Here is a 19,211-nt window from a genome sequence, read left to right on the forward strand (position 1 = left end):
ATAGTGTCAATATTTTGTTTGTTTTATCGCTTGTATTTCGCCAGACGGTCAGCATGAAAATATAGCGCCATAAAATTGACTGATCTGCACCCGTTTTGCACGCACACGGATGCCTTACTTCATCCTAATCGGCATAAAACACTAAAAGCTTAGTGCGATTGTAGGAAATGACTGAGGAGTCATCCGTGAGGTATGTCAGCTTGTTTCCACAATGTGTGTAGGTTAACAAGCTTTGCGTTGTGCGTGTCTGGCGGGGTGGGCGAGAGGTGGGTGAAGGGAGGAGTTGTCCGATCAACGGAGCGAGAGGGGCTTGTCTGCGGCGGCTTGCGCGCCTGCCTTGCTGGCGAACTGACGCAGGGCGCCCGCGCAGCCTGCACGCGCGGTGCGCCTTGCGCACCGCGCATTGGCAGGTGAGTTACTGGGTATAAACGTCTGTCTTGCTCAACTCGCCACGCAGCACCGGCTGCGCTGCAGTACCGGTCAGGAACAGCGAGTAGTGGTCGCCGGCCTTGAGCGGTGGCAGGGCCAGCGCCTCGGTCAGCACGGCGCCACAGCCGGCACTCAGGGTCGCGCTCACCGGGTTGATCGCGCGGGCCACATTGCTCTGCCCTGGCACATCGGCAAACAGCGTCGGCCCATTGCCGGCCACCACCAGCCGGCCTTGCGTGCAATCGCTTGCCAGGTTGTAGAAGCGCAACTCGGCCTTGAGCGCGTTTTCACTGCCGGTGAGGTCAGCCTGCACGCTGTAGCTCGCACCCTGCGGCACCAGGGTGTTGAAGCTCCCCGGCGCCACCTGCCACTCACCCGCAGGCTTGCCATCGATGCTCACGCCGAACGGTTTGTCACCCGTGACAATGGCGTAGGTGCTGGCAACGTTGCCTGCACCGATCGACTGGCGGGTGCTCTTGTCGATCTGCACGCTCAGGGTATGTGCCGACGGGTTGAGCAGGCGCACGAAGGCCAGGCCGGCGGGCGGGCGAGGTGCATACAGCTGGGCGAATACACCTTCGGCCTGGGCGACAGCGGGCAGCAACAGGGCCGCGCACAGCGCAAGGCTGTTCATCTGTTTATGCAGGTTGGCCATGGCTCAGCGCCCCAGTGCGGCATGCAGCCGCTTGCGCCAGGTGTCGGCGGTCATGATCGAGGCGTTGTCCCAGTAGCCTTCGGCTTTGGGGCCCTGGTTGTAGGTGGCCTCGAACAGCTGCCACACCAGTACCTGCGGCGGGCTCTGCTTGAACTCGGCCGACTCCAGGTACTCCAGCAGCACGATCCACTGGCCCACGTTGCCCGGCTTCCAGTTCACCGACACCGGGCGGTCGAGCGCGTTGGAGAGTTTCTGCGGGTAGCCGAAGTAGGGCTGTACCATGCTGTGGCCGGTCACATGCACCGGTGCCGGGGCGTCATCGAGCAGGCCGCCGGCGGCCGCCTCGCGGCGTATGGTAAAGGTGTCGCGGCCAATGGCCTTGCGCTCCTCGGGGGTCAGGAACAGTTCGGCCAGGTCGCCGTAGCGGCGCTCCTTGAACTCCTTGCCCAGGGCCAGGCCGGTGCCCGCAGTACCCTTGAGCATCGGTACGTCACGCGTGATCTGCGCGGCGGTCGCCACTGCGCTGGCATCGGCAGCGGCCTGGGTCCAGTGCTGGTCGGTGCGGTAGAACACATCGGTACCGGCCTGCTTGAGCGGGCGTAGCGCGGCGTCGGCATTGACGGTTGCAATGCCGGCCTGGCCGAGCTTGGCCAGGAGGGTCTGATAACGCTGCTGAACCTGCGGGCTGATGGTTTTGCCGGCCGGCAGCTTGTCCTGGTAGAACAGGCTCTTGTCCGGCAGCAGCAGTACCTGCAGCTGGATGTTGCGTGCGGCCAGGGCGGTGCGGGCTTCCTTGATCAGGGTGGTGCTGGCATCGATGCCGGCCGTGTCGACCTCGCTCAGGCTACCCCAGCCCGGCAGCAGCCAGCCGCCCTCGCCGCGGATCACGATGGAGGCGTCCTGCGCCTGCGCAGCGTTCATCGCCAGGCACAGCGAGGCGCCAAGCAGGCCGGCGCCGAGGCGTTTGAAGGTGGGGGCGAACAACAGCGAGAGCGTCATGGTGAAGGGTTCCTTTGGAATATCGGCTCAGTAGGACAGCGTAAGGTTCATGAACAGCCCTTTGGCCTGTTCGGTGTTGCCGCCGCCAATCGGAAAGCGGTATTGCACGGAAGCGTCCAGGTAGGAGCGCGGCGCATTGTAGTGGTCTTCACGGAACCAGTAGCGCAGCGCGACACCGGGGCCTGCGCCGAGCGACCAGGTGCGCGGGTCGCGGGTCAGCGACGCCTTGCCCTCTGACGCCGCTGCCTGGTCTTTCTGCCAGCTCCAGTCGGCGGCACCTACCACATGCGGGAAGGCCACGAGGTTGGGCGATGCTGCCGGCAGTCGAAAGCTGCGACCGAAACGCAATTCATTGCTCAGAAATACCTGCTGACGGCGCAGGCGCCCCTTCTCCTCGCCCACCACTTCGGTTGCCTTGCCGCGTGTGTCGACTTCACGCAGGGTGAAGTCTGCCGCGTTGTCTTCGTAGAGGTAGCCCAGTTGCGAGTAGAGCGAGGTCGTCCACCAGCTCGATTCATCCGGGCGCAACTCGGTGCCGCGGTAGAAACCGTAGGTGATGTAGTGCAGCCAGCTGCCGGCGCTCTTGCCAAGCTTGTAGCTTGCCTGTGTGCCTTGAGCGGCACAGCGGTCGCTGTTGGAGGACGGATAGATGTCCCCTTCACGCGTTGCCGAGCCAATGAAGAAGCGTCGCTCCAGGCCAAACGTCAGCCCCGTATCGGCCAGCAGGTAACGCACCCCGATCGCACCGACAGTGCTGGGGAAGCCGGTGACCGAACGCGAGGTGCTGGTGGCTCCGTTGAACGGCTCGCTGGAGCCCTTGCACGGATCGACGTTGCGGGTGGCGCGGTAGCGGCTGCCCTCGTCATACAGTGTGTTGGTCAGGCGCCCGTATACGTCGAGCATGCCGTGCCGGTTGTTGAGCTGGGTTGGGCGCCAGTAGAGCTCGGAAGTATTGGACAGCGAGTCACCGGCGGTACTTTGTGCGGCGTTTTCGATGCTGGTGGTGGGGCGTGCGCCGCGGTAGCTCAGGGTAGCGCTCGCACCCCATTCACGGTCCAGCCCGGCGATGGTGCTGCGGGTGTTGAAACGTTGATTTTCGTCCAGGTCCAGGGTGCCGGCGTCATCCATGTCGATGGCGTGGCGCAGCCGGCGTACTGCCGATGGATTGTCGCCCATCGCGGCCATGGCGTAGGCTTCGTTCAGTACCACGGTACCGGGCACCTTGCCCGTACGCCGGGCGGAGCGGAAGTCTTGCAGGGCCAGGCCCGGTTGGCGCAGGCGCTGGTAAAGGTAGCCGCGCTGCATCAGCAGGTCGGCGTTTTGCGGGGTTTGCGCAAGCGCGGCGGACAACTGCTGCTCGGCCTCGCGCATCTGGCGCCGATTACCGGCCGACAGTGTGGTGGTCAGCAGGCGTTGCAGCTCGGCATTGCCCGGGTCCTGCTCGGCGGCCAGGCGCGCCTGGGTGATTGCCTCGGCATAATCCTGGCGCGCGTAGGCCGCGTATGCCTGGGTGGCGTTGTCCTGACTGCCAGGCTGGGTATCGGCGGGCAGCAGTTCGCATTGGGTGCCATAAAAACCATCGGTACACGACATGCTTGGCATCGGGTACAGCGTGGTGTTCAGAGGCTGGGGCGCTCGACGCGATGGCTTGAGCTGTTTACGCCGTTTGTTGGCGGCATCGTCATCGGGGGCCAAGGGGGCGAGCAGGCTTGCAGCGCGTTTGCTGTCGTTGTCGGCCAGCGCGGCGTCAATGGCGATCAGGCGCACATTGCGCCGCTGTTCTTCGTCGAGCCAGTCTTGCGCCAACACGGCGTCGAAGTCTTCCCGGGCGGCCTGTGCATGGCCTTGCAACTGTCGCAGGTAGGCACGCCAAACACGCATGATGGTACTTTCATCGTCTTCGGCAAGTGCTTCGGTGGCGACTGTTTCGGCGGCTGTGTAGTCATGGTCCTGAAGCAGGGTGTTCAGCAGCAATAGCCGGTAGGAGGCAACGTCTGGTGCACGTTCAATGGCCTCACGCGCCAGGCGTTGTGCCTCTGCGTTACGCTGCTGCGACAGCGCCAGGTAGGCGCGTTGTGCGCAGTCCACTGCGTGGCGCCGACTATGCGCCTGACGCCGACCTTCCAGGTCGCTGCGGTTGGGTGCGCCCAGGGCGATGGAGGTACTGGCGGCCTGGGACGCTTCGCCCCATTTTTCCTGGGCTTCGAGCGCATCCACCCACAGCAGCGCCCAGGCACCCTGGCTCGGGTCGATGCGAAACGCCTGCTCGGCATCGCGCTGAGCGTCTTGGGGGCGGTCGGCGTTCAGTGCCTCGTAAGCCCTTTTGGCTAGCGGGTAGGCTTTCTGGTACGGCGTCAGTGCCGCGCGTGCCGGGCGGCTGGCGACGCTGGCTGCCGGCGTTCTGGCCTCGGCCTGCAGCGCGGTGTCATTGAGGCCGCTGGCCAGCGCTGCCTGCGCTGCCTTGCGCGCATCGCCAGGGCGACCCAGTTTTTGCAGGGTGTAGACCTTGCGCAGGTGCAGTTCGGGCACGTCCGGGCGCAGTGTCAGGGCAGCGTTGACCTCTTTCAAGGCATCGCCGAAGCGGCTGTTGGCATAGCTGCGTTCGGCCAGGTCGGCCTGGAACCACGCTTCGCCGGTCAACTGGGCCGGGGCCGCCAGGGCCGGCAGCGGCAGCAGGCCACTGCACAGTGCAGCGCGCAACAGCAGGGCGCGGGTGTTGGGGCTCATGCCGGCTCCGCCTGCGCAGGTTCGGTGTTTTCCTGTTGAAACGAGATCGCTTCGTTCAAGGTGTCTTCATCCAGGTAACCGTGTTCGAGCAGGATCTGCCCCAGCGGCTTGTGTTCGATAGCCTGGGCCTCCAGGGCCTTGGCCAGTGATGCTTCGTCGATGGCCCGCCACGACATCAGCAGGTCGCCCAGGCGCAGGCGCTGCTGCACCAGTTGGTCGGCCGAGGGGAAGTCGTGCATGGTCTTGTCCCACGCCAGGCGCTTGCCCAGCAGCAGGTGCCCCAGGTACAGGCGCCAGGCCCGCGCGGCGGCCATGGCGTTGATGAAGTTGCCGATGATCATGCGCGGCGCCGACAGCAGTGCATGCTCCCAGCCGTACAGGCGCCCGGTGAAGTAGGCGCGCTGCACGATGCGCAGGCTGAGCAGGATGCTGTTGAGCCACATCAGCTCCAGCAGGCCGCTGTGCGGGCTGAACGCCGAGGGGTAATACTGCGACCACCAGCCACTGGCACCCAGCAGCATGAACAGCAGGTGCTGGGCCAGCAGCACGTAGGCGATGATCGCCACGAACGAGGTCAGCAGGCTCTTGCGGTCGCGAAACAGCAGGTACTTGGTCGCCAGCGAGCCGGCCCAGCCTACCTGGGTCCAGCCTTGCAGGGCGATGCCCAGGGTCCAGCGGGCTTTTTGCCGGTAGGCGGTATGAAAGGTATCGGGGAAGTACTCGCGCACCCCCAGCGGCATGTGCACCGCCACCATCTTCTCCTGGCCGTGGCCGAACCAGGTGGCCCGTCGCGCCACGTAGTCGACCGGGAACTTGCCGAAAATCTGCTTCATGCCACGCCGGGCCAGGCGCGTGCCGATGTCGTAGTCCTCGGTCAGGGTGTCGGTGTTGAACGGCTGGTTGTCGGTCTCGGCCGACAGCTGCAGCAGCGCGCGCCGCGAGAAACAGGTGCCCACGCCCGCCGACGGTACCATCCTGGACATGCTTTCGCGCACCACCAGGTCCTTGGTGTGCCATTCGGCGAATTCGTCCATGTAGGTGCCAGCCACCAGTTCGTACCAGCCCCGTTCCAGTGAGGTCACCGGCAACTGAATGAAGTCGATGCGCGGCAGCAGGTAGTTGAAGTAGTGCAGCTCCAGGCGGTGCAGCACGTCTTCGCTGTCATGCAGGATCACCCCGGCAAAGGGCTCGGGCAGGTGCTTGTCGTGGGCGAAGATGGCCTGGATGATCCAGTTCAGGCAGTCGGCCTTGCAGGTCGGGCCGTCGTGGGGCACTTCGACGCGGATCAACTGCTTGTAGCGCCGACGCATGCGCTCCACCTCTTCGATGGTGCGCGCGTCGTTGCGGTAGGTGCCGACGAAGATGAAGTAGTTCTTGTACTCCAGCGAGGCCACCATGTTTTCCAGCATGGGTGCGATCACGTCGTACTCCAACCACGCCGGGATCATGATTGCCAGCGGCTGCTGCGCCTGGGCACGCAATTGCTCGGCGGTCAGCGGCGTGTAGCGACGGCGCCTGACCAGCAGCTTGCGATAGACCTGGCGCAGCCAGTACCAGGCATCGATGAACAGGTCATCCAGGCTGGACAGCAGGATCAGTACGCCGACCACTACCGTCGCGATTTCCAGCACGCGATAGTAGTCGGCCAGCAGGTAGGGCAAGTAGAGCGAGGACATGAGCGGATCCCGTAGTCGTTACTTGCCCGTTTTCTTCAGGCGGCTGCGACGTGCAAGCACACCCAGCAGCAACATGCCCAGCACCGCGGTGGCCAGCAGCGGCAGGGTCCAGGCCAGGTACTGGCGCCACTGGTGGAACGGCGTGCCGCTCAGGCCCAGCTTCTGGCTCAGTTCCGGATCGGTGGTGTCGATCCACGTCAGCGGGCCGTCTTCGCCCAGTACCACCGCATTGCCGCGGTTGAGCACGAAGGCTTCGCGCGGGGTCAGCACCTGCTCACCCAGGGCATACCAGACCACGCCTGGCTGGCTGTTGGCGTTGACTACCGACACCGCGCTCAGTGGCTGCGGGCCTTGCAGGTCGAGCAGGCGATTGTTGTCGCCGCCGGCGCGCAGGCGCTGCAGCTCCTTGACGTCGATCAGAGGCTTGGCACCGTCCAGGTTCACGCCCAGCGCCAGGAACGGCCTGGTCGGCTTGAACGCCTGTGCACCGTCGGCCAGGGTGAGTTCGGCATGCACCGGCGACACCGACGCGGCGCTGGCCAGGCGAATCACCTGGCGCAGGTGCGCGGCCGGTGCCTGCAGGGCCGTGCCGGGCACGATGACCTGCGAGTGGCCGGCCAGCAGCGGCAGCAAGCCGACGAAGGTGCCGTCTGCCTCGGCTTCGGCCGAGCGCAGGAAGCTGGTGGGCAACACGTTGACCGGGTAACCCTGCGGGATCTCGGCGCAGTTGGGCGAGACCGGCTGGCGCTGGAAGCGGATCTGCAGGGTGTTGGTCACCCCCAGTGCGTAGCCCGGCACCCGTGCGCTCAGGCGCTCGGGCTTGCCGTCGGCGGTCAGTTGCCTGGCATTGAGCAGGATGCCGTTCCACAGTACCGACGCCACCGGCAGGGTGCTCGATGCGCCCGGCGCGGCCGCCACCTCCAGCACCAGTTCGCCTGGCATGCGGCCATCGGCGGCCACGGCGCTGAGCGGGAACACGGCGTTCCATTCACCACGGGTCACGACATCGAACGCGGTCGGCGAGCCGCCGAGGTCGGTGATGCGCAAGCGCTGTTCATCGGCATCTTCGCCCGCCGCGTGAATGGTCGCCTCGGGCGAGATGAGCACGTTGCGCCACTGCGAATCGAACACCCCCGCGGCTTTGGCGCCGGCATCGCCTGCCACGCCGATCACGGCCTGGTGGCCGAGGCTGGCAAGGCGTACCTGTTGGCTGGCCAGTGGTTTGAGGCTCAGCGTGGCATGGCGGCTGCGCCATTCGTCCAGCGCCTTGAGCGCATCGCTGTCGGCTTGCAGCGCGGTGCGCAGGGCATCCAGTGCGGCGTTTATCTGGCCGATCAGCGCGGCGTCGGCAATCGCCAGGTCGGCGCGCGTGGCCGGGGCATCGAGTACCAGCAGCGCACCCAGCTCGGCGGCGTTGGCCACGGTGTGGCTGGCCTTGCCGGCCAGGGCCGAGAACGGCGCGACGCTGCTCAAGGCCGTGGGGATGTTCAGTTCATCGATGGACACCACATCGCCCACTGCCGGGAAGGCCCGTACCTGGGCCCGCTTGGCCGCCCGCTCCAGCGCCACGCCGAGGCGCCAGGCGCTGTCGAAGCTGGTCTGCTCCAGGCTGCCGGCAGCGATCATGATCACCGGCTGGCCGGGCAGGGTGCTCCAGGCATCGGCCAGGGTGTGCAGGGCCTGCTTCGAGTAGCGGTAGGTCAGTTCGGTATGGGGCGAAAGCGTCAGGATGTTGCTGCTCTGGCGGGTCGGCTCGCACAGGCGCTGGCCGCTGGGCGAGCTCCAGTCGATGGTGAAGTTGACGAAGCCGGAGGTGTGCCCGTAGGTCTCTACCGGCAGTACCTGCTGCAGGGTGCCGCTGGTTTCGGTGACGGGGCGCGCGAACAGCGGGCGGCCGTCTACCGACATCTTCAGCGCTGCATTGGCGGCTTCGCCCTTGAGAAAGCTGCCCTGCACCTTGATCGCCGCATCATGCAGCGGCACGCCCTTGGGCACCGGCAGGAAGAACGCCTGGCGGTTGTCGCTTTCTTCCAGCACCACCGGATTGCTGATGCCAAGATCAGCCAATGAAACGCTGCGCTGCACCCAGTCGTCCTGCGCCAGTGCACGCAATGCCTCGCTGCCAGGCGAGGCCATGGCGAACAGCGGGACGGCGAATGGGGTCAGGAGCAAGGCGCGAGTGAGGGCGGCCGGGCAGTGCAGGCGATTCAACAGTGTCTTCATGGTGGGCGACGGCGGCATCTGAAGGTTTGATAGGCCACGCCGGTCCGATGCGGGCGCACGGTCCGGGCTGGGAAATGACGTGTTTCAGGAGGACGAGGCCATGCGCGTATTCCTTCGCGGCGTAGGATCCTTCCTGTATGGCGGGGCGAACTCTGTGTTATTACCGCGCTGCGTGTCAAGAAACCGTGCACTTTTTATCGTTTTTAATCGCTAAATAGCATGACTATAAAATGTCGCCGTATTTTTGACGTACTGGGTGTCGTGCCGGCGGTGCGCAGGGTACGGTCAATCCCGGGAGCGGGCGTCGCGAAGCCTGGCCCAGAGGATGCTCGGCTTGCCAGCGCGCGGCGGATGCAATTTTGCCCCTGCTCCGCTAGGATTAGCGGTCTTTGGTCTATCTATTCGACGGTTTTCGATGAGTTATCAGGTTCTTGCACGTAAATGGCGTCCGCGCTCGTTCCGCGAAATGGTCGGCCAGACCCATGTGCTCAAGGCCCTGATCAACGCGCTGGACAACCAGCGGCTGCACCATGCCTACCTGTTCACCGGTACCCGCGGCGTGGGCAAGACCACCATCGCGCGCATCATCGCCAAGTGCGTCAACTGCGAAACCGGCATCACCTCGACGCCCTGCGGCACCTGTTCGGTGTGCCGCGAGATCGACGAGGGGCGCTTCGTCGACCTGATCGAGATCGACGCCGCCAGCCGCACCAAGGTCGAGGACACCCGTGAACTGCTCGACAACGTGCAGTACGCGCCGAGCCGCGGGCGCTTCAAGGTCTACCTGATCGACGAAGTGCACATGCTCTCCAGCCACTCGTTCAACGCCTTGCTCAAGACGCTTGAAGAGCCACCGCCCTACGTCAAGTTCATCCTCGCCACCACCGACCCGCAGAAGCTGCCCGCCACCATCCTGTCGCGCTGCCTGCAGTTCTCGCTGAAGAACATGACCCCGGAGCGTGTGGTCGAGCACCTGAGCCATGTGCTCGGGGTCGAGAACGTGCCGTTCGAAGACGATGCCCTGTGGTTGCTGGGCCGCGCCGCCGACGGCTCGATGCGCGATGCCATGAGCCTGACCGACCAGGCGATTGCCTTTGGTGAAGGCAAGGTGCTGGCAGCCGATGTACGCGCGATGCTCGGTACCCTCGACCATGGCCAGGTGTACGGCGTGCTCCAGGCGCTGCTCGAAGGTGATGCGCGGGCCCTGCTTGAAGCGGTGCGGCACCTGGCAGAGCAGGGGCCGGACTGGAACGGCGTGCTGTCCGAAATGCTCAACGTGCTGCACCGTGTGGCCGTCGCCCAGGCGTTGCCCGAGGCGGTGGACAACGGCCAGGGTGATCGCGATCGCGTATTGGCACTGGCCGGCGCACTGCCGGCCGAAGACGTGCAGTTCTATTACCAGATGGGCCTGATCGGGCGGCGCGACCTGCCGCTGGCACCCGACCCGCGCGGCGGTTTCGAGATGGTGCTGCTGCGCATGCTGGCGTTCCGCCCGGCCGACACGCTCGATGCGCCGACACCGACGCTAAAGTCGACGGGGATCAGCCAGGCCACAGCTGACTCCCCGGTGGCAGTGGTCGCCGCCCCGGTGGTGGCTGCGCCCGTTGCACCACAGCCTGCGCCTGCCGTGCAGCGTGAGCCGGAGCCGGAGCCGGAGCCAGAGCCTACACCGCAACCCGAGCCCGTGCCTGTGGTGGAGGCCGCTGTCGAGCCCGCGTCTGAAATCGACCTGCCCTGGAACGAGCCGAGCGCTCCGGTACCCGTCTCGGAACCTGAGCCGGCGCCGGAGCCGGTTGCCGCCCCGGTGCTGCAGGCGTCCGAGCCCGCCATACCGCGTCAGGACGAGCCGCCCGCCGAGGATCACGGCAGTTACAGCCCGGCCGGCATGGAGCGCGATGACGAGCCGCCGCTGGACGAAGATTATTACGATGCCGAGATCGACCCGGTGGGCTACAGCTACCTGGATGAACTGGCCAGCGAAACCGCGCCCGAGCCGGCCCCGGAACCTGAGCCTGAGCCTGCCGCACAGCCGGCCACCGGGCTGGCGCTGCAATGGCTTGAGATGTTCGGGCAGTTGCCGATTTCGGGCATGACCGGCAGTATCGCGGCCAACTGCACGTTGATCGCCGCCGACGGTGACAACTGGTTGCTGCACCTGGACCCGGCGCACAGTGCCTTGTTCAACGCCACCCAGCAGCGGCGCCTGAACGATGCGCTCAACCAGCACCTGGGCCGTACGCTGAACCTGAGCATCGAGCTGATCCGCCCCGAGCAGGAAACCCCGGCCCAGGCCGCGTCGCGCAAGCGCGCCAACCGCCAGCGCGAGGCCGAGGCGTCGATCGAGAACGATCCGTTCATCCAGCAGATGATCAAGCAGTTCGGTGCCACCGTGCGTCACGATACTATTGAACCTGTCGACGCCCTGGTCAGTCAGGGCGACTAACCCTTTACCCCAGCGCCGCGACTGGTTCGCGGTGCGCCAAGTAACTTGATACCGAGGTGATTCCCATGATGAAAGGTGGCATGGCCGGCCTGATGAAGCAGGCGCAGCAGATGCAGGAAAAAATGGCCAAGATGCAGGAAGAGCTGGCCAACGCCGAAGTGACCGGCCAATCGGGCGCAGGCCTGGTCAGCGTGGTGATGACCGGTCGTCACGACGTCAAGCGTATCAGCCTGGACGACAGCCTGATGCAGGAAGACAAGGAGGTGCTCGAAGACCTGATCGCCGCCGCCGTCAATGACGCCGTGCGCAAGGTCGAAGCCAACAGCCAGGAGAAAATGGGTGGCATGACCGCCGGCATGCAACTGCCGCCAGGCTTCAAGATGCCGTTCTAAGCCTTGCCAGCGTTACCCTCGGTGGGAGCACAGCCATGCGGTTGTCGCTCCCATCGTCGTTTTTTCGTTCAACCGATGATTTGCCAGGCCTTTTACCATGAGCTTCAGTCCCCTGATTCGCCAACTGATCGATGCCCTGCGCACGCTGCCCGGTGTCGGCCAGAAAACCGCCCAGCGCATGGCCTTGCAGCTGCTGGAGCGTGACCGCAGTGGTGGTGTGCGCCTGGCCCAGGCGCTGAGCCAGGCCATGGAAGGTGTTGGTCATTGCCGCCAGTGCCGCACCTTGACCGAGCAGGAGCTGTGCCCGCAGTGCGCCGATACGCGCCGCGACGACACCCTGCTGTGTGTGGTGGAGGGGCCGATGGATGTGTATGCGGTGGAGCAGACGGGCTATCGTGGCCGTTACTTCGTGCTCAAGGGGCATTTGTCGCCGCTGGACGGTCTGGGGCCTGAGGCGATCGGCATTCCGCAGTTGCTGGCGCGCATTGCCGAGCAGGGCACGTTCACCGAGGTGATTCTGGCCACCAACCCGACGGTGGAAGGTGAGGCGACGGCGCACTACATCGCGCAGTTGCTGGCCGACAAGGGCTTGATCGCCTCGAGGATCGCCCACGGTGTGCCGTTGGGGGGGGGAGCTGGAGCTGGTGGATGGCGGGACCCTGGCGCACTCGTTCGCGGGGCGCAAGCCGATCGCGTTGTAACCGTGTTGGCCCTTTCGCTGGCAAGCCAGCTCCCACAGGTACTCCAAGGCCCTTGAAGGCAGTGACGACCCTGTGGGAGCTGGCTTGCCAGCGAAGGGTCGCGTAGCGGCCCCGCGCGCGCCTAGCGCTCGTTCAGCGAGAACTCGGTCAGGCAGAACGTCGGGATCCCTGCCGCCTGCAGCTTCTGCGAGCCACCCAGCTCGGGCAGGTCGATGATCGCCGCTGCTTCGAACACCGCCGCGCCCATGCGCCGAACCAGGTTGGCTGCCGCCAGCAAGGTGCCACCGGTGGCAATCAGGTCATCGAAGATCAGCACCGCATCGCCCTCGCACAGGCTGTCGGCATGCACTTCCAGGAAGGCCTCGCCGTACTCGGTCTGATACCCCTCGCACAGCACGTCGGCCGGCAGCTTGCCCTGTTTGCGGAACAGGATCAGCGGCTTGTTGAGCTGGTGGGCAATGATCGAACCGATCAGGAAGCCACGCGCGTCCATTGCGCCGATGTGGCTGAATTCGGCCTCGACATAGCGTTCGATGAACTGGTCGGCAACATGGCGCAAGCCCCGCGGCGACTGGAACAGCGGGGTGATGTCGCGAAAGATCACGCCCGGCTTGGGAAAGTCCGGTACAGGGCGGATCAGGGCTTTGAGGTCGAAGGTTTCGGTGGGCATGGTGCAGGTATCCTGAAAGGCAAACGCCGGCCAGTATACCTGCTGCTGCGCGTTTCAGTTGTCCAGCGAACCACCCGCCAGGGCGCACAGCTGGATCGGGTCGATGATGCGCACTTCCTTGCCTTCGGCTTCGATCAGGCCGTTCTGCTGGAAGCGCGTGAACACCCGCGACACGGTTTCCACCGCCAGGCCCAGGTAGTTGCCGATCTCGTTGCGCGACATGCTCAGGCGGAACTGGTTGGCCGAGTAGCCGCGGGCACGGAAGCGTGCCGACAGGTTGACCAGGAAGGTGGCAATGCGCTCGTCGGCGGTCTTTTTCGACAGCAGCAGCATCATCTGCTGGTCGTCGCGAATCTCGCGGCTCATCACGCGCATCAACTGGCGACGCAGTTGCGGCAGTTGCACCGACAGCTCGTCGAGGCGCTCGAACGGAATTTCACACACCGAGGTGGTTTCCTGGGCCTGGGCCGATACCGGGTAGGCCTCGGTGTCCATGCCCGACAGCCCGACCAGCTCGCTGGGCAGGTGAAAGCCGGTGATCTGCTCTTCGCCGCTGTCGCTCAGGCTGAAGGTCTTGAGTGCGCCGGAGCGTACGGCATACACCGAGCCGAAGTTGTCGCCCTGCCGAAACAGAAACTCGCCTTTTTTCAGCGGACGCCCGCGTTTGACGATGTCATCCAGTGCGTCCATGTCTTCCAGGTTCAGTGAAAGCGGCAGGCACAGAGGCGCCAGGCTGCAATCCTTGCAATGGGCCTGGTTGTGAGCGCGCAGTTTAACTGGCTCGGACATTTCGATCGATCCTTCTGGGAAAGCACACATAAGCCGTAAGGGTAACTCAGACGGCCGGGTTCAGGCCAGCGTGCGCACTTTTGATGCGGGCTGGTCTCACGATCGGCGACGATAGGCCGATAACCTTCAATAGTGTCCCTTGCAAGGAAGCCTGTCCATGCGTTCAATCGATCTCAATGCGCCAAACCTCGCCGCGTCGGCGACGGCACCCGCACCCAGCGACACACCTTCAGCCTCCGGCGTTACCCTTGCAGAGGCCGTGGCGCCTGCTGCAGAGGGGGTGCGGGTGAACCTCTCGGCAGGTGGCATGCGCGCCTCGAAAAGCAGTGGCGACAAGGATATCGAGGAGAGTGGCCTGCCCGATACCATCCAGAAGATGCTCAAGATGATCCGCAAACTGCAAAAGGAGTTGGCGGAGAAAATGGAGCAGCTCAATGCGGTGATGCGCGATGACTCGCTCAGCCCTGAAGAAATGCGACAAAGAGTCTCATCCCTGCAGGGCGAAATCACCACCCTGGCCGGTGCACTGACCACTGCCAATGCGGCCTTGGCCAAGGCCATGAAGCAGCAGAACCTGACCCTCGATCAGGTGGCCAAGGTGCTGGAATTGCTCGCAGCGAAATAAGGCGTGCCCCCGGGCTTCAGATAACCCGGGAAAACCGCTGGCGGTTGTGCAGGTCCAGGTAGGCATCGAACACCATGCACACCGAACGTACCAGCAGGCGGCCGGCGGGCAGCACCTTGATGCCGCGGGCATCCAGGCTGATCAGGCCGTCCCTGGCCATGCCCAGAAGCGCTGGCCACTGCGCGTTGAAGTAACCGCGGAAATCGATGGTGAACGCCCGCTCGATGGCCTCGAAGTCCAGTTCGAAATGGCAGATCAACTGCTGGATCACCGCACGGCGCAGGCGATCGTCCTCGTTGCACATCAGGCCGCGGCGGGTGGGCAGTTGCGCCGTGTCCAGGGTGTTCTGGTACTCGTTCAGATCGCTGCTGTTCTGGCAGTAGAGGTCGCCGATCTGGCTGATGGCCGACACCCCCAGGCCGATCAGGTCGCAATGGCCGTGGGTGGTATAGCCCTGGAAGTTGCGCTGCAGCGTCGACTCTTCCTGGGCGATGGCCAGTTCGTCGTCGGGCAGGGCGAAGTGGTCCATGCCGATGTAGCGGTAGCCGGCCTGGGTCAGTTGTTCGATGGTGTTGTGCAGCATCTCCAGCTTGAGCGCCGGTGCCGGCAGGTCGTTGCCGTCGATGCGCCGCTGCGGCATGAAGCGCTCGGGCAGGTGGGCGTAGTTGAACACCGAGAGGCGGTCGGGCTGCAGCTTGATTACCTCTTCGACAGTGCGCGCAAAGCCTTCGGCGCTCTGCTTGGGCAGGCCGTAGATCAGGTCCAGGTTGATCGAGCGGAACTGCAGGGTGCGCGCCGCCTCGATGATTGCGCGGGTCTGCTCCAGGCTTTGCAGGCGGTTGACCGCCCGTTGCACGACGGGGTCCAGGTCCTGCACGCCAAGGCTGACGCGGTTGAAGCCCAGTTCGCGCAACAGGCCCATGGTCGACCAGTCGGCTTCACGCGGGTCGATCTCGATGCCGTAGTCGCCCGAATCGTCATCCAGCAGGTTGAAGTGCTGGCGCAGGTGCGCCATCAGCTGGCGCAGTTCGACATGGCTGAGAAACGTCGGTGTGCCGCCACCCAGGTGCAGTTGCTCGACGCTCTGCCTGGGGTCCAGGTGGCAGGCGATCAACTGGATCTCGTGTTCTAGGCGCTGCAGGTAGGGCAGGGCGCGGCCGCGATCCTTGGTGATCACCTTGTTGCAGGCGCAGTAGTAGCAGATATTGGCGCAGAACGGCACGTGCACGTACAGCGACAGTGGGCGCGCCGCCCGGCGGCTGTCGCGCAGGGCATGCAGCAGGTCGAAGGAGCCGACCTGGCTGTGCAGTTGCACGGCGGTCGGGTAGGAGGTGTAGCGCGGGCCCGCCAGATCGTAACGGCGAATCAGGTCGGGGTCCCAGTGGAGGGCGTCGAGCATGGTGGCAGTCCCTGGAATGGCGGCAGTGTCCGGAGTCTAGGGAGCGTTGTGACAGAACGTGTTGATTTGTATCAACGGGTGTTCAGTGGCCCATGAGCCAGTGCTGGTGCGGGCCGGGCAGGGTCCACAGGCCGAACAGGATGACCAGCACGCCACCGGTGATGCGTACCCCGCGCTTGCGCAGCAGGGCGTTGGTGCGTTCGGCGGCCAGCCCTGTGGCCAGCAGCACCGGCCAGGTGCCCAGGCCGAAGGCCAGCATCAGCAGCGCGCTGTCGAGCGCGTTGCCCTGGCTGGCGGCCCACAGCAGGGTGCTGTAGACCAGCCCGCAGGGCAGCCAGCCCCACAGTGCGCCCAGCAGCAGCGCGCGCGGCAGGCTCGACACCGGCAGCAGCCGGGTGGCCACGGGCTGGATATGCCGCCACAGGCCACGGCCCAGGCGTTCGATACGGGTCAGGCCGCTCCACCAGCCCGCCAGGTACAGGCCCATGCAGATCAGCAGCAGTGCGGCGAGTACGCGCATGCCGGTGGCCAGCGGGCTGTCGGCCAGGGCCCAGCCGGCCAGGCCGAGCAACAGCCCGGCAGTGGCGTAGCTGAGGATGCGCCCGGCGTTGTAGGCCAGCAGCAGGTTGAAGCGACGGCTGCGTTGTTCCCTGGGAATCGCCAGGGTCAGTGCGCCCATCAGGCCGCCGCACATGCCCAGGCAGTGCCCGCCACCGAGCAGGCCGAGGATCAGTGCCGAACTCAGCAGCGGCAGCAGTTCAAGCACGGGGCGGGGTATCCTGCTGGTCGGCCTTGCGCGGTTCGGCTTCGTCCAGCGCGGCCTGGTGCTTGGGGTCCTGGTCGTCGAACAGGATGCTGTGCGCCGGCCCTTCGAGGTCGTCGTACTGGCCGCTGTCCACCGCCCAGAAGAAGATGTAGACGGCAATCGCAACGATCAGCAGCGCAGCGGGAATCATGACGTAGAGCGCTGGCATGGTGTCTCCGGGTCAGGCCGTCGCGGGGCGTGCGGCGTCGAGGGTGGGTGAGCTGCCGGGCAGCGCGCGTATACGCGTGAGGCGCAGGGCATTGAGTACCACGATCAGCGAGCTGACCGACATGCCCACCGCCGCCCAGATCGGCGTGATCCAGCCCAGCGCGGCGAAGGGCAGCATGAGGCCATTGTACAGGCCTGCCCACAGCAGGTTCTCGATGATGATGCGCCGCGTACGGCGGGCCAGGGCGAAGGCCTGTATCAGCGCCTCCAGACGGTTGGACAACAGCACCGCATCGGCGCTGGTCTTGGCCAGGTCCGTGGCCGAGCCCATGGCGATACTGATGTCGGCCGCCGCCAGCACCGGCACGTCGTTGACCCCGTCACCCAGCATCAGCACCTTGTGCCCCTGCGCCTGCAGGGCCTTGAGCCGCTGCAGCTTGTCGTCCGGGCGCAGGCCGCCGACGGCCTGGTCGATCTGCAGTTCGGCGGCGACACTGGCCACCATCGGCGAGCTGTCACCCGACAGCAGCAGGGTCTGCCAGCCCCGTGCGCGGCACGCCGCGAGCAGGTCGGCGGCGTCATGGCGCAGGCGGTCGTCGAGCACGAACCAGGCCAGCGGTCCGTCGCAGTCGCCCAGCAGCAGCCATTGCCCGGGCTCGTCCGGCATGGCCGGGGCCGGGCTGTTGCTCAGGGCGCAGACGAAGGCGGCCTGGCCGATGCGCAGGCGCTGCTGCCCGACCTGACCTTCAAGGCCCAGCCCCGGCGTGCTCCGTACGTTGTCGGCGTTTGCGATGGTGCGCCCGAAAGCGCGCGCAATCGGGTGCTCGGAGCGGTGTTCGAGCGCGGCGGCGAGGCTCAGGCACTGGTCGGCATCCAGCCCGCCCAGCGGGCGAATGGCACGCAGGGTCAGGCGGCCTTCGGTGAGGGTGCCGGTCTTGTCGAAGATCACCGTGTCGATCTGGTTCAGGCCTTCCAGCACATGGCCGCGGGTCAGTAACAGGCCGAGCGTGTGCAGGGTGCCGGTGGCGGCGGTGAGTGCGGTCGGGGTGGCCAGCGACAGCGCGCACGGGCAGGTGGCGACCAGCATCGCCAGCACGATCCAGAAGGCCCGGGCCGGGTCCAGTTGCCACCACAGCAGGCCGATGGCGGCAGCGGCCACCAGCGAGAACAGCAGGAACCACTGCGAGGCGCGGTCGGCGATCACCGCCAGGCGCGGTTTTTCCGATTGGGCGCGCTCCAGCAGGCGCACGATGGCGGACAGGCGAGTGTCCTGGCCCAGTGCCTGGACTTCAACGGTCAATACGCTTTCGACGTTCAGGGTGCCGGCGGTGACTGCATCGCCACGCTGGCGCGGTTGTGGCAGGTATTCGCCCGTCAGCAGCGACTCGTCGACGCTGGACTGGCCGTCGACGATGCGCCCGTCGGCCGGCAGCACGGCGCCCGGGTGCACCAGCACGTGGTCACCGGTCTGCAGTTCGCGCAGCAGGATGCGCTCGCTGCTGCCGTTGTCGGCCAGGCGCAGGCAGGAAGCCGGCAGCAGGTTGACCAGTTGCGCGGTGGCGGCGGCGGTACGCTCGCGGGCGCGCCGCTCCAGGTAGCGACCGGCCAGCAGGAACAGCGCAAACATGCCCACCGCGTCGAAATACAGCTCGCCGCTGCCGGTGATGGCGGTCCAGATGCCGGCGAAATAGGCCAGGCCGATGGCCAGCGACACCGACACGTCCATGGTCAGGTGGCGCGTGCGCAGGTCGCGCGCCGCGCCCTTGAAGAAGGGGGCACAGCTGTAGAACACGATCGGCGTGGTCAGAAACAGCGCGACCCAGCGCAGGATGGTGTGCAGCTCCGGGCTCAGGTCGATATTGAATTCGGGCCAGGTGGCCATGGTCGCCATCATCGCCTGGAACCACAGCAGGCCGGCCACGCCCAGCTGGCGCAGGGCGGTGCGGTTTTCACTGGCCAGTTGCTCGGCGGCGCGGTCGGCCTGGTACGGATGGGCGGCGTAGCCGATGTGGCGCAGTTCGGCGAGCAGTGCGGACAACGCCAGCTGGCTGTCGGCCCACTGCACGTGCAGGCGGTGGTTGGAGAGGTTCAGGCGCGCTTCGGCGACGCCAGGCAGGTTGCGCAGGTGCTTCTCGATCAGCCAGCCGCACGCCGCGCAACTGATGCCTTCGATCAGCAGGGTGGTTTCGGCCAGTTCGCCTTCATGGCGCACGAAGGGTTTTTGCACATCGGCGCGGTCGTACAGTGCCAGTTCGTCGGCCAGTTGGCGGGGCAGTGCGTCGGGGTTGGCACTGGCTTCGCTGCGGTGCTGGTAATAGCTTTCGAGGTTGCCGGCGACGATGGCCTCGGCCACGGCCTGGCAACCGGGGCAGCAGAACGCACGGGATTCGCCGAGCACCACGGCGGTGAAGTGGCTGGCGGTGGGTACAGGCAGGGCGCAGTGGTAGCAGGGCGTGGGGGTGGTCATTGTTATCTATCGCAGAGTGGTGGTGACCCCTTCGCTGGCAAGC

13 protein-coding genes and 2 pseudogenes are annotated in these 19,211 nt (G+C 65.6%); 4 read left to right on the forward strand and 11 right to left on the reverse strand.

Going from position 1 to position 19,211, the window contains the following annotated elements; all coding sequences use genetic code 11:
• Positions 1-415: 415 nt before the first annotated feature.
• The 5 genes and pseudogenes from KUO17_RS17970 to KUO17_RS17990 form a co-directional block, all read right to left on the reverse strand.
• On the reverse strand, positions 416-1,084 hold the full coding sequence (locus KUO17_RS17970) for an alginate O-acetyltransferase AlgF (RefSeq protein WP_217976876.1): 669 nt from the start codon (positions 1,082-1,084) through the stop codon (positions 416-418).
• Between the two features lie 3 nt (positions 1,085-1,087).
• Entirely contained in the window at positions 1,088-2,083 is a 996-nt protein-coding gene (locus KUO17_RS17975; RefSeq protein WP_217976877.1) for an alginate O-acetyltransferase AlgX-related protein, read from the reverse strand.
• A gap of 27 nt (positions 2,084-2,110) precedes the next feature.
• Positions 2,111-4,810 carry an NfrA family protein gene (locus KUO17_RS17980; protein ID WP_217976878.1) on the reverse strand — a complete coding sequence of 900 codons (2,700 nt, stop codon included), beginning with the start codon at positions 4,808-4,810 and terminating at the stop codon, positions 2,111-2,113.
• Positions 4,811-4,839: 29 nt separating this feature from the next.
• Positions 4,840-6,486, reverse strand: a pseudogene (locus KUO17_RS17985) (glycosyl transferase family protein); the annotation flags it as partial.
• Between the two features lie 18 nt (positions 6,487-6,504).
• Positions 6,505-8,709 carry a hypothetical protein gene (locus KUO17_RS17990; protein WP_217976880.1) on the reverse strand — a complete coding sequence of 735 codons (2,205 nt, stop codon included), beginning with the start codon at positions 8,707-8,709 and terminating at the stop codon, positions 6,505-6,507.
• 415 nt (positions 8,710-9,124) lie between these two features.
• On the opposite strand from KUO17_RS17990, the gene dnaX reads away from it, so the two are divergent.
• The 3 genes and pseudogenes from dnaX (at position 9,125) to recR (ending at position 12,245) form a co-directional block, all read left to right on the forward strand.
• Positions 9,125-11,152: a DNA polymerase III subunit gamma/tau gene (gene dnaX, locus KUO17_RS17995; protein WP_217976881.1), complete on the forward strand. Its 2,028-nt coding sequence runs from the start codon at positions 9,125-9,127 to the stop codon at positions 11,150-11,152.
• A 65-nt stretch (positions 11,153-11,217) separates the two neighbouring features.
• Positions 11,218-11,544: a YbaB/EbfC family nucleoid-associated protein gene (locus KUO17_RS18000; protein ID WP_010226011.1), complete on the forward strand. Its 327-nt coding sequence runs from the start codon at positions 11,218-11,220 to the stop codon at positions 11,542-11,544.
• Positions 11,545-11,641: 97 nt separating this feature from the next.
• Positions 11,642-12,245, forward strand: a pseudogene (gene recR / locus KUO17_RS18005) (recombination mediator RecR).
• A gap of 121 nt (positions 12,246-12,366) precedes the next feature.
• On the opposite strand, the gene KUO17_RS18010 reads toward recR, so the two are convergent.
• Together KUO17_RS18010 and fnrA are read right to left on the reverse strand one after the other, a co-directional pair.
• On the reverse strand, positions 12,367-12,915 hold the full coding sequence (locus KUO17_RS18010) for an adenine phosphoribosyltransferase (RefSeq protein ID WP_217976882.1): 549 nt from the start codon (positions 12,913-12,915) through the stop codon (positions 12,367-12,369).
• Positions 12,916-12,969: 54 nt separating this feature from the next.
• Positions 12,970-13,704: a Crp/Fnr family transcriptional regulator FnrA gene (fnrA, locus tag KUO17_RS18015; RefSeq protein WP_217976883.1), complete on the reverse strand. Its 735-nt coding sequence runs from the start codon at positions 13,702-13,704 to the stop codon at positions 12,970-12,972.
• A 157-nt stretch (positions 13,705-13,861) separates the two neighbouring features.
• Between fnrA and KUO17_RS18020 the strand changes: the two genes are divergently transcribed.
• On the forward strand, positions 13,862-14,329 hold the full coding sequence (locus KUO17_RS18020; RefSeq protein WP_217976884.1) for a hypothetical protein: 468 nt from the start codon (positions 13,862-13,864) through the stop codon (positions 14,327-14,329).
• 16 nt (positions 14,330-14,345) lie between these two features.
• Here KUO17_RS18020 and hemN read toward each other — a convergent pair whose 3' ends face one another.
• From hemN to KUO17_RS18040, 4 genes are all read right to left on the reverse strand, one after another.
• A complete protein-coding gene (hemN, locus tag KUO17_RS18025) occupies positions 14,346-15,728 on the reverse strand; it encodes an oxygen-independent coproporphyrinogen III oxidase (RefSeq protein WP_217976885.1) in 1,383 nt (460 codons plus the stop codon).
• 82 nt (positions 15,729-15,810) lie between these two features.
• Positions 15,811-16,494, reverse strand: a complete 684-nt coding sequence (locus KUO17_RS18030) for a sulfite exporter TauE/SafE family protein (protein ID WP_217976886.1) — start codon at positions 16,492-16,494, stop codon at positions 15,811-15,813.
• Positions 16,487-16,702 (reverse strand): cbb3-type cytochrome oxidase assembly protein CcoS, encoded by a 216-nt coding sequence (ccoS, locus tag KUO17_RS18035; RefSeq protein WP_217976887.1) that lies wholly within the window; start codon positions 16,700-16,702, stop codon positions 16,487-16,489. The genes KUO17_RS18030 and ccoS overlap by 8 nt, the downstream gene beginning before the upstream one ends.
• Positions 16,703-16,714: 12 nt before the next feature.
• Positions 16,715-19,168, reverse strand: a complete 2,454-nt coding sequence (locus KUO17_RS18040) for a heavy metal translocating P-type ATPase (protein WP_217976888.1) — start codon at positions 19,166-19,168, stop codon at positions 16,715-16,717.
• Positions 19,169-19,211: the final 43 nt, after the last annotated feature.

Source organism: Pseudomonas aegrilactucae, from assembly GCF_019168305.1.
Classification (GTDB): domain Bacteria; phylum Pseudomonadota; class Gammaproteobacteria; order Pseudomonadales; family Pseudomonadaceae; genus Aquipseudomonas; species Aquipseudomonas aegrilactucae.

Coding starts and splice junctions, on each gene's coding strand:
- KUO17_RS17990 (WP_217976880.1), bottom strand. CDS start 8,709: ATGAAGACACTGTTGAATCGCCTGCACTGCCCGGCCGCCCTCACTCGC.
- KUO17_RS18020 (WP_217976884.1), top strand. CDS start 13,862: ATGCGTTCAATCGATCTCAATGCGCCAAACCTCGCCGCGTCGGCGACG.
- hemN (WP_217976885.1), bottom strand. CDS start 15,728: ATGCTCGACGCCCTCCACTGGGACCCCGACCTGATTCGCCGTTACGAT.
- ccoS (WP_217976887.1), bottom strand. CDS start 16,702: ATGCCAGCGCTCTACGTCATGATTCCCGCTGCGCTGCTGATCGTTGCG.
- dnaX (WP_217976881.1), top strand. CDS start 9,125: ATGAGTTATCAGGTTCTTGCACGTAAATGGCGTCCGCGCTCGTTCCGC.
- KUO17_RS17975 (WP_217976877.1), bottom strand. CDS start 2,083: ATGACGCTCTCGCTGTTGTTCGCCCCCACCTTCAAACGCCTCGGCGCC.
- KUO17_RS17980 (WP_217976878.1), bottom strand. CDS start 4,810: ATGAGCCCCAACACCCGCGCCCTGCTGTTGCGCGCTGCACTGTGCAGT.
- KUO17_RS18040 (WP_217976888.1), bottom strand. CDS start 19,168: ATGACCACCCCCACGCCCTGCTACCACTGCGCCCTGCCTGTACCCACC.
- KUO17_RS17970 (WP_217976876.1), bottom strand. CDS start 1,084: ATGGCCAACCTGCATAAACAGATGAACAGCCTTGCGCTGTGCGCGGCC.
- fnrA (WP_217976883.1), bottom strand. CDS start 13,704: ATGTCCGAGCCAGTTAAACTGCGCGCTCACAACCAGGCCCATTGCAAG.
- KUO17_RS18010 (WP_217976882.1), bottom strand. CDS start 12,915: ATGCCCACCGAAACCTTCGACCTCAAAGCCCTGATCCGCCCTGTACCG.
- KUO17_RS18000 (WP_010226011.1), top strand. CDS start 11,218: ATGATGAAAGGTGGCATGGCCGGCCTGATGAAGCAGGCGCAGCAGATG.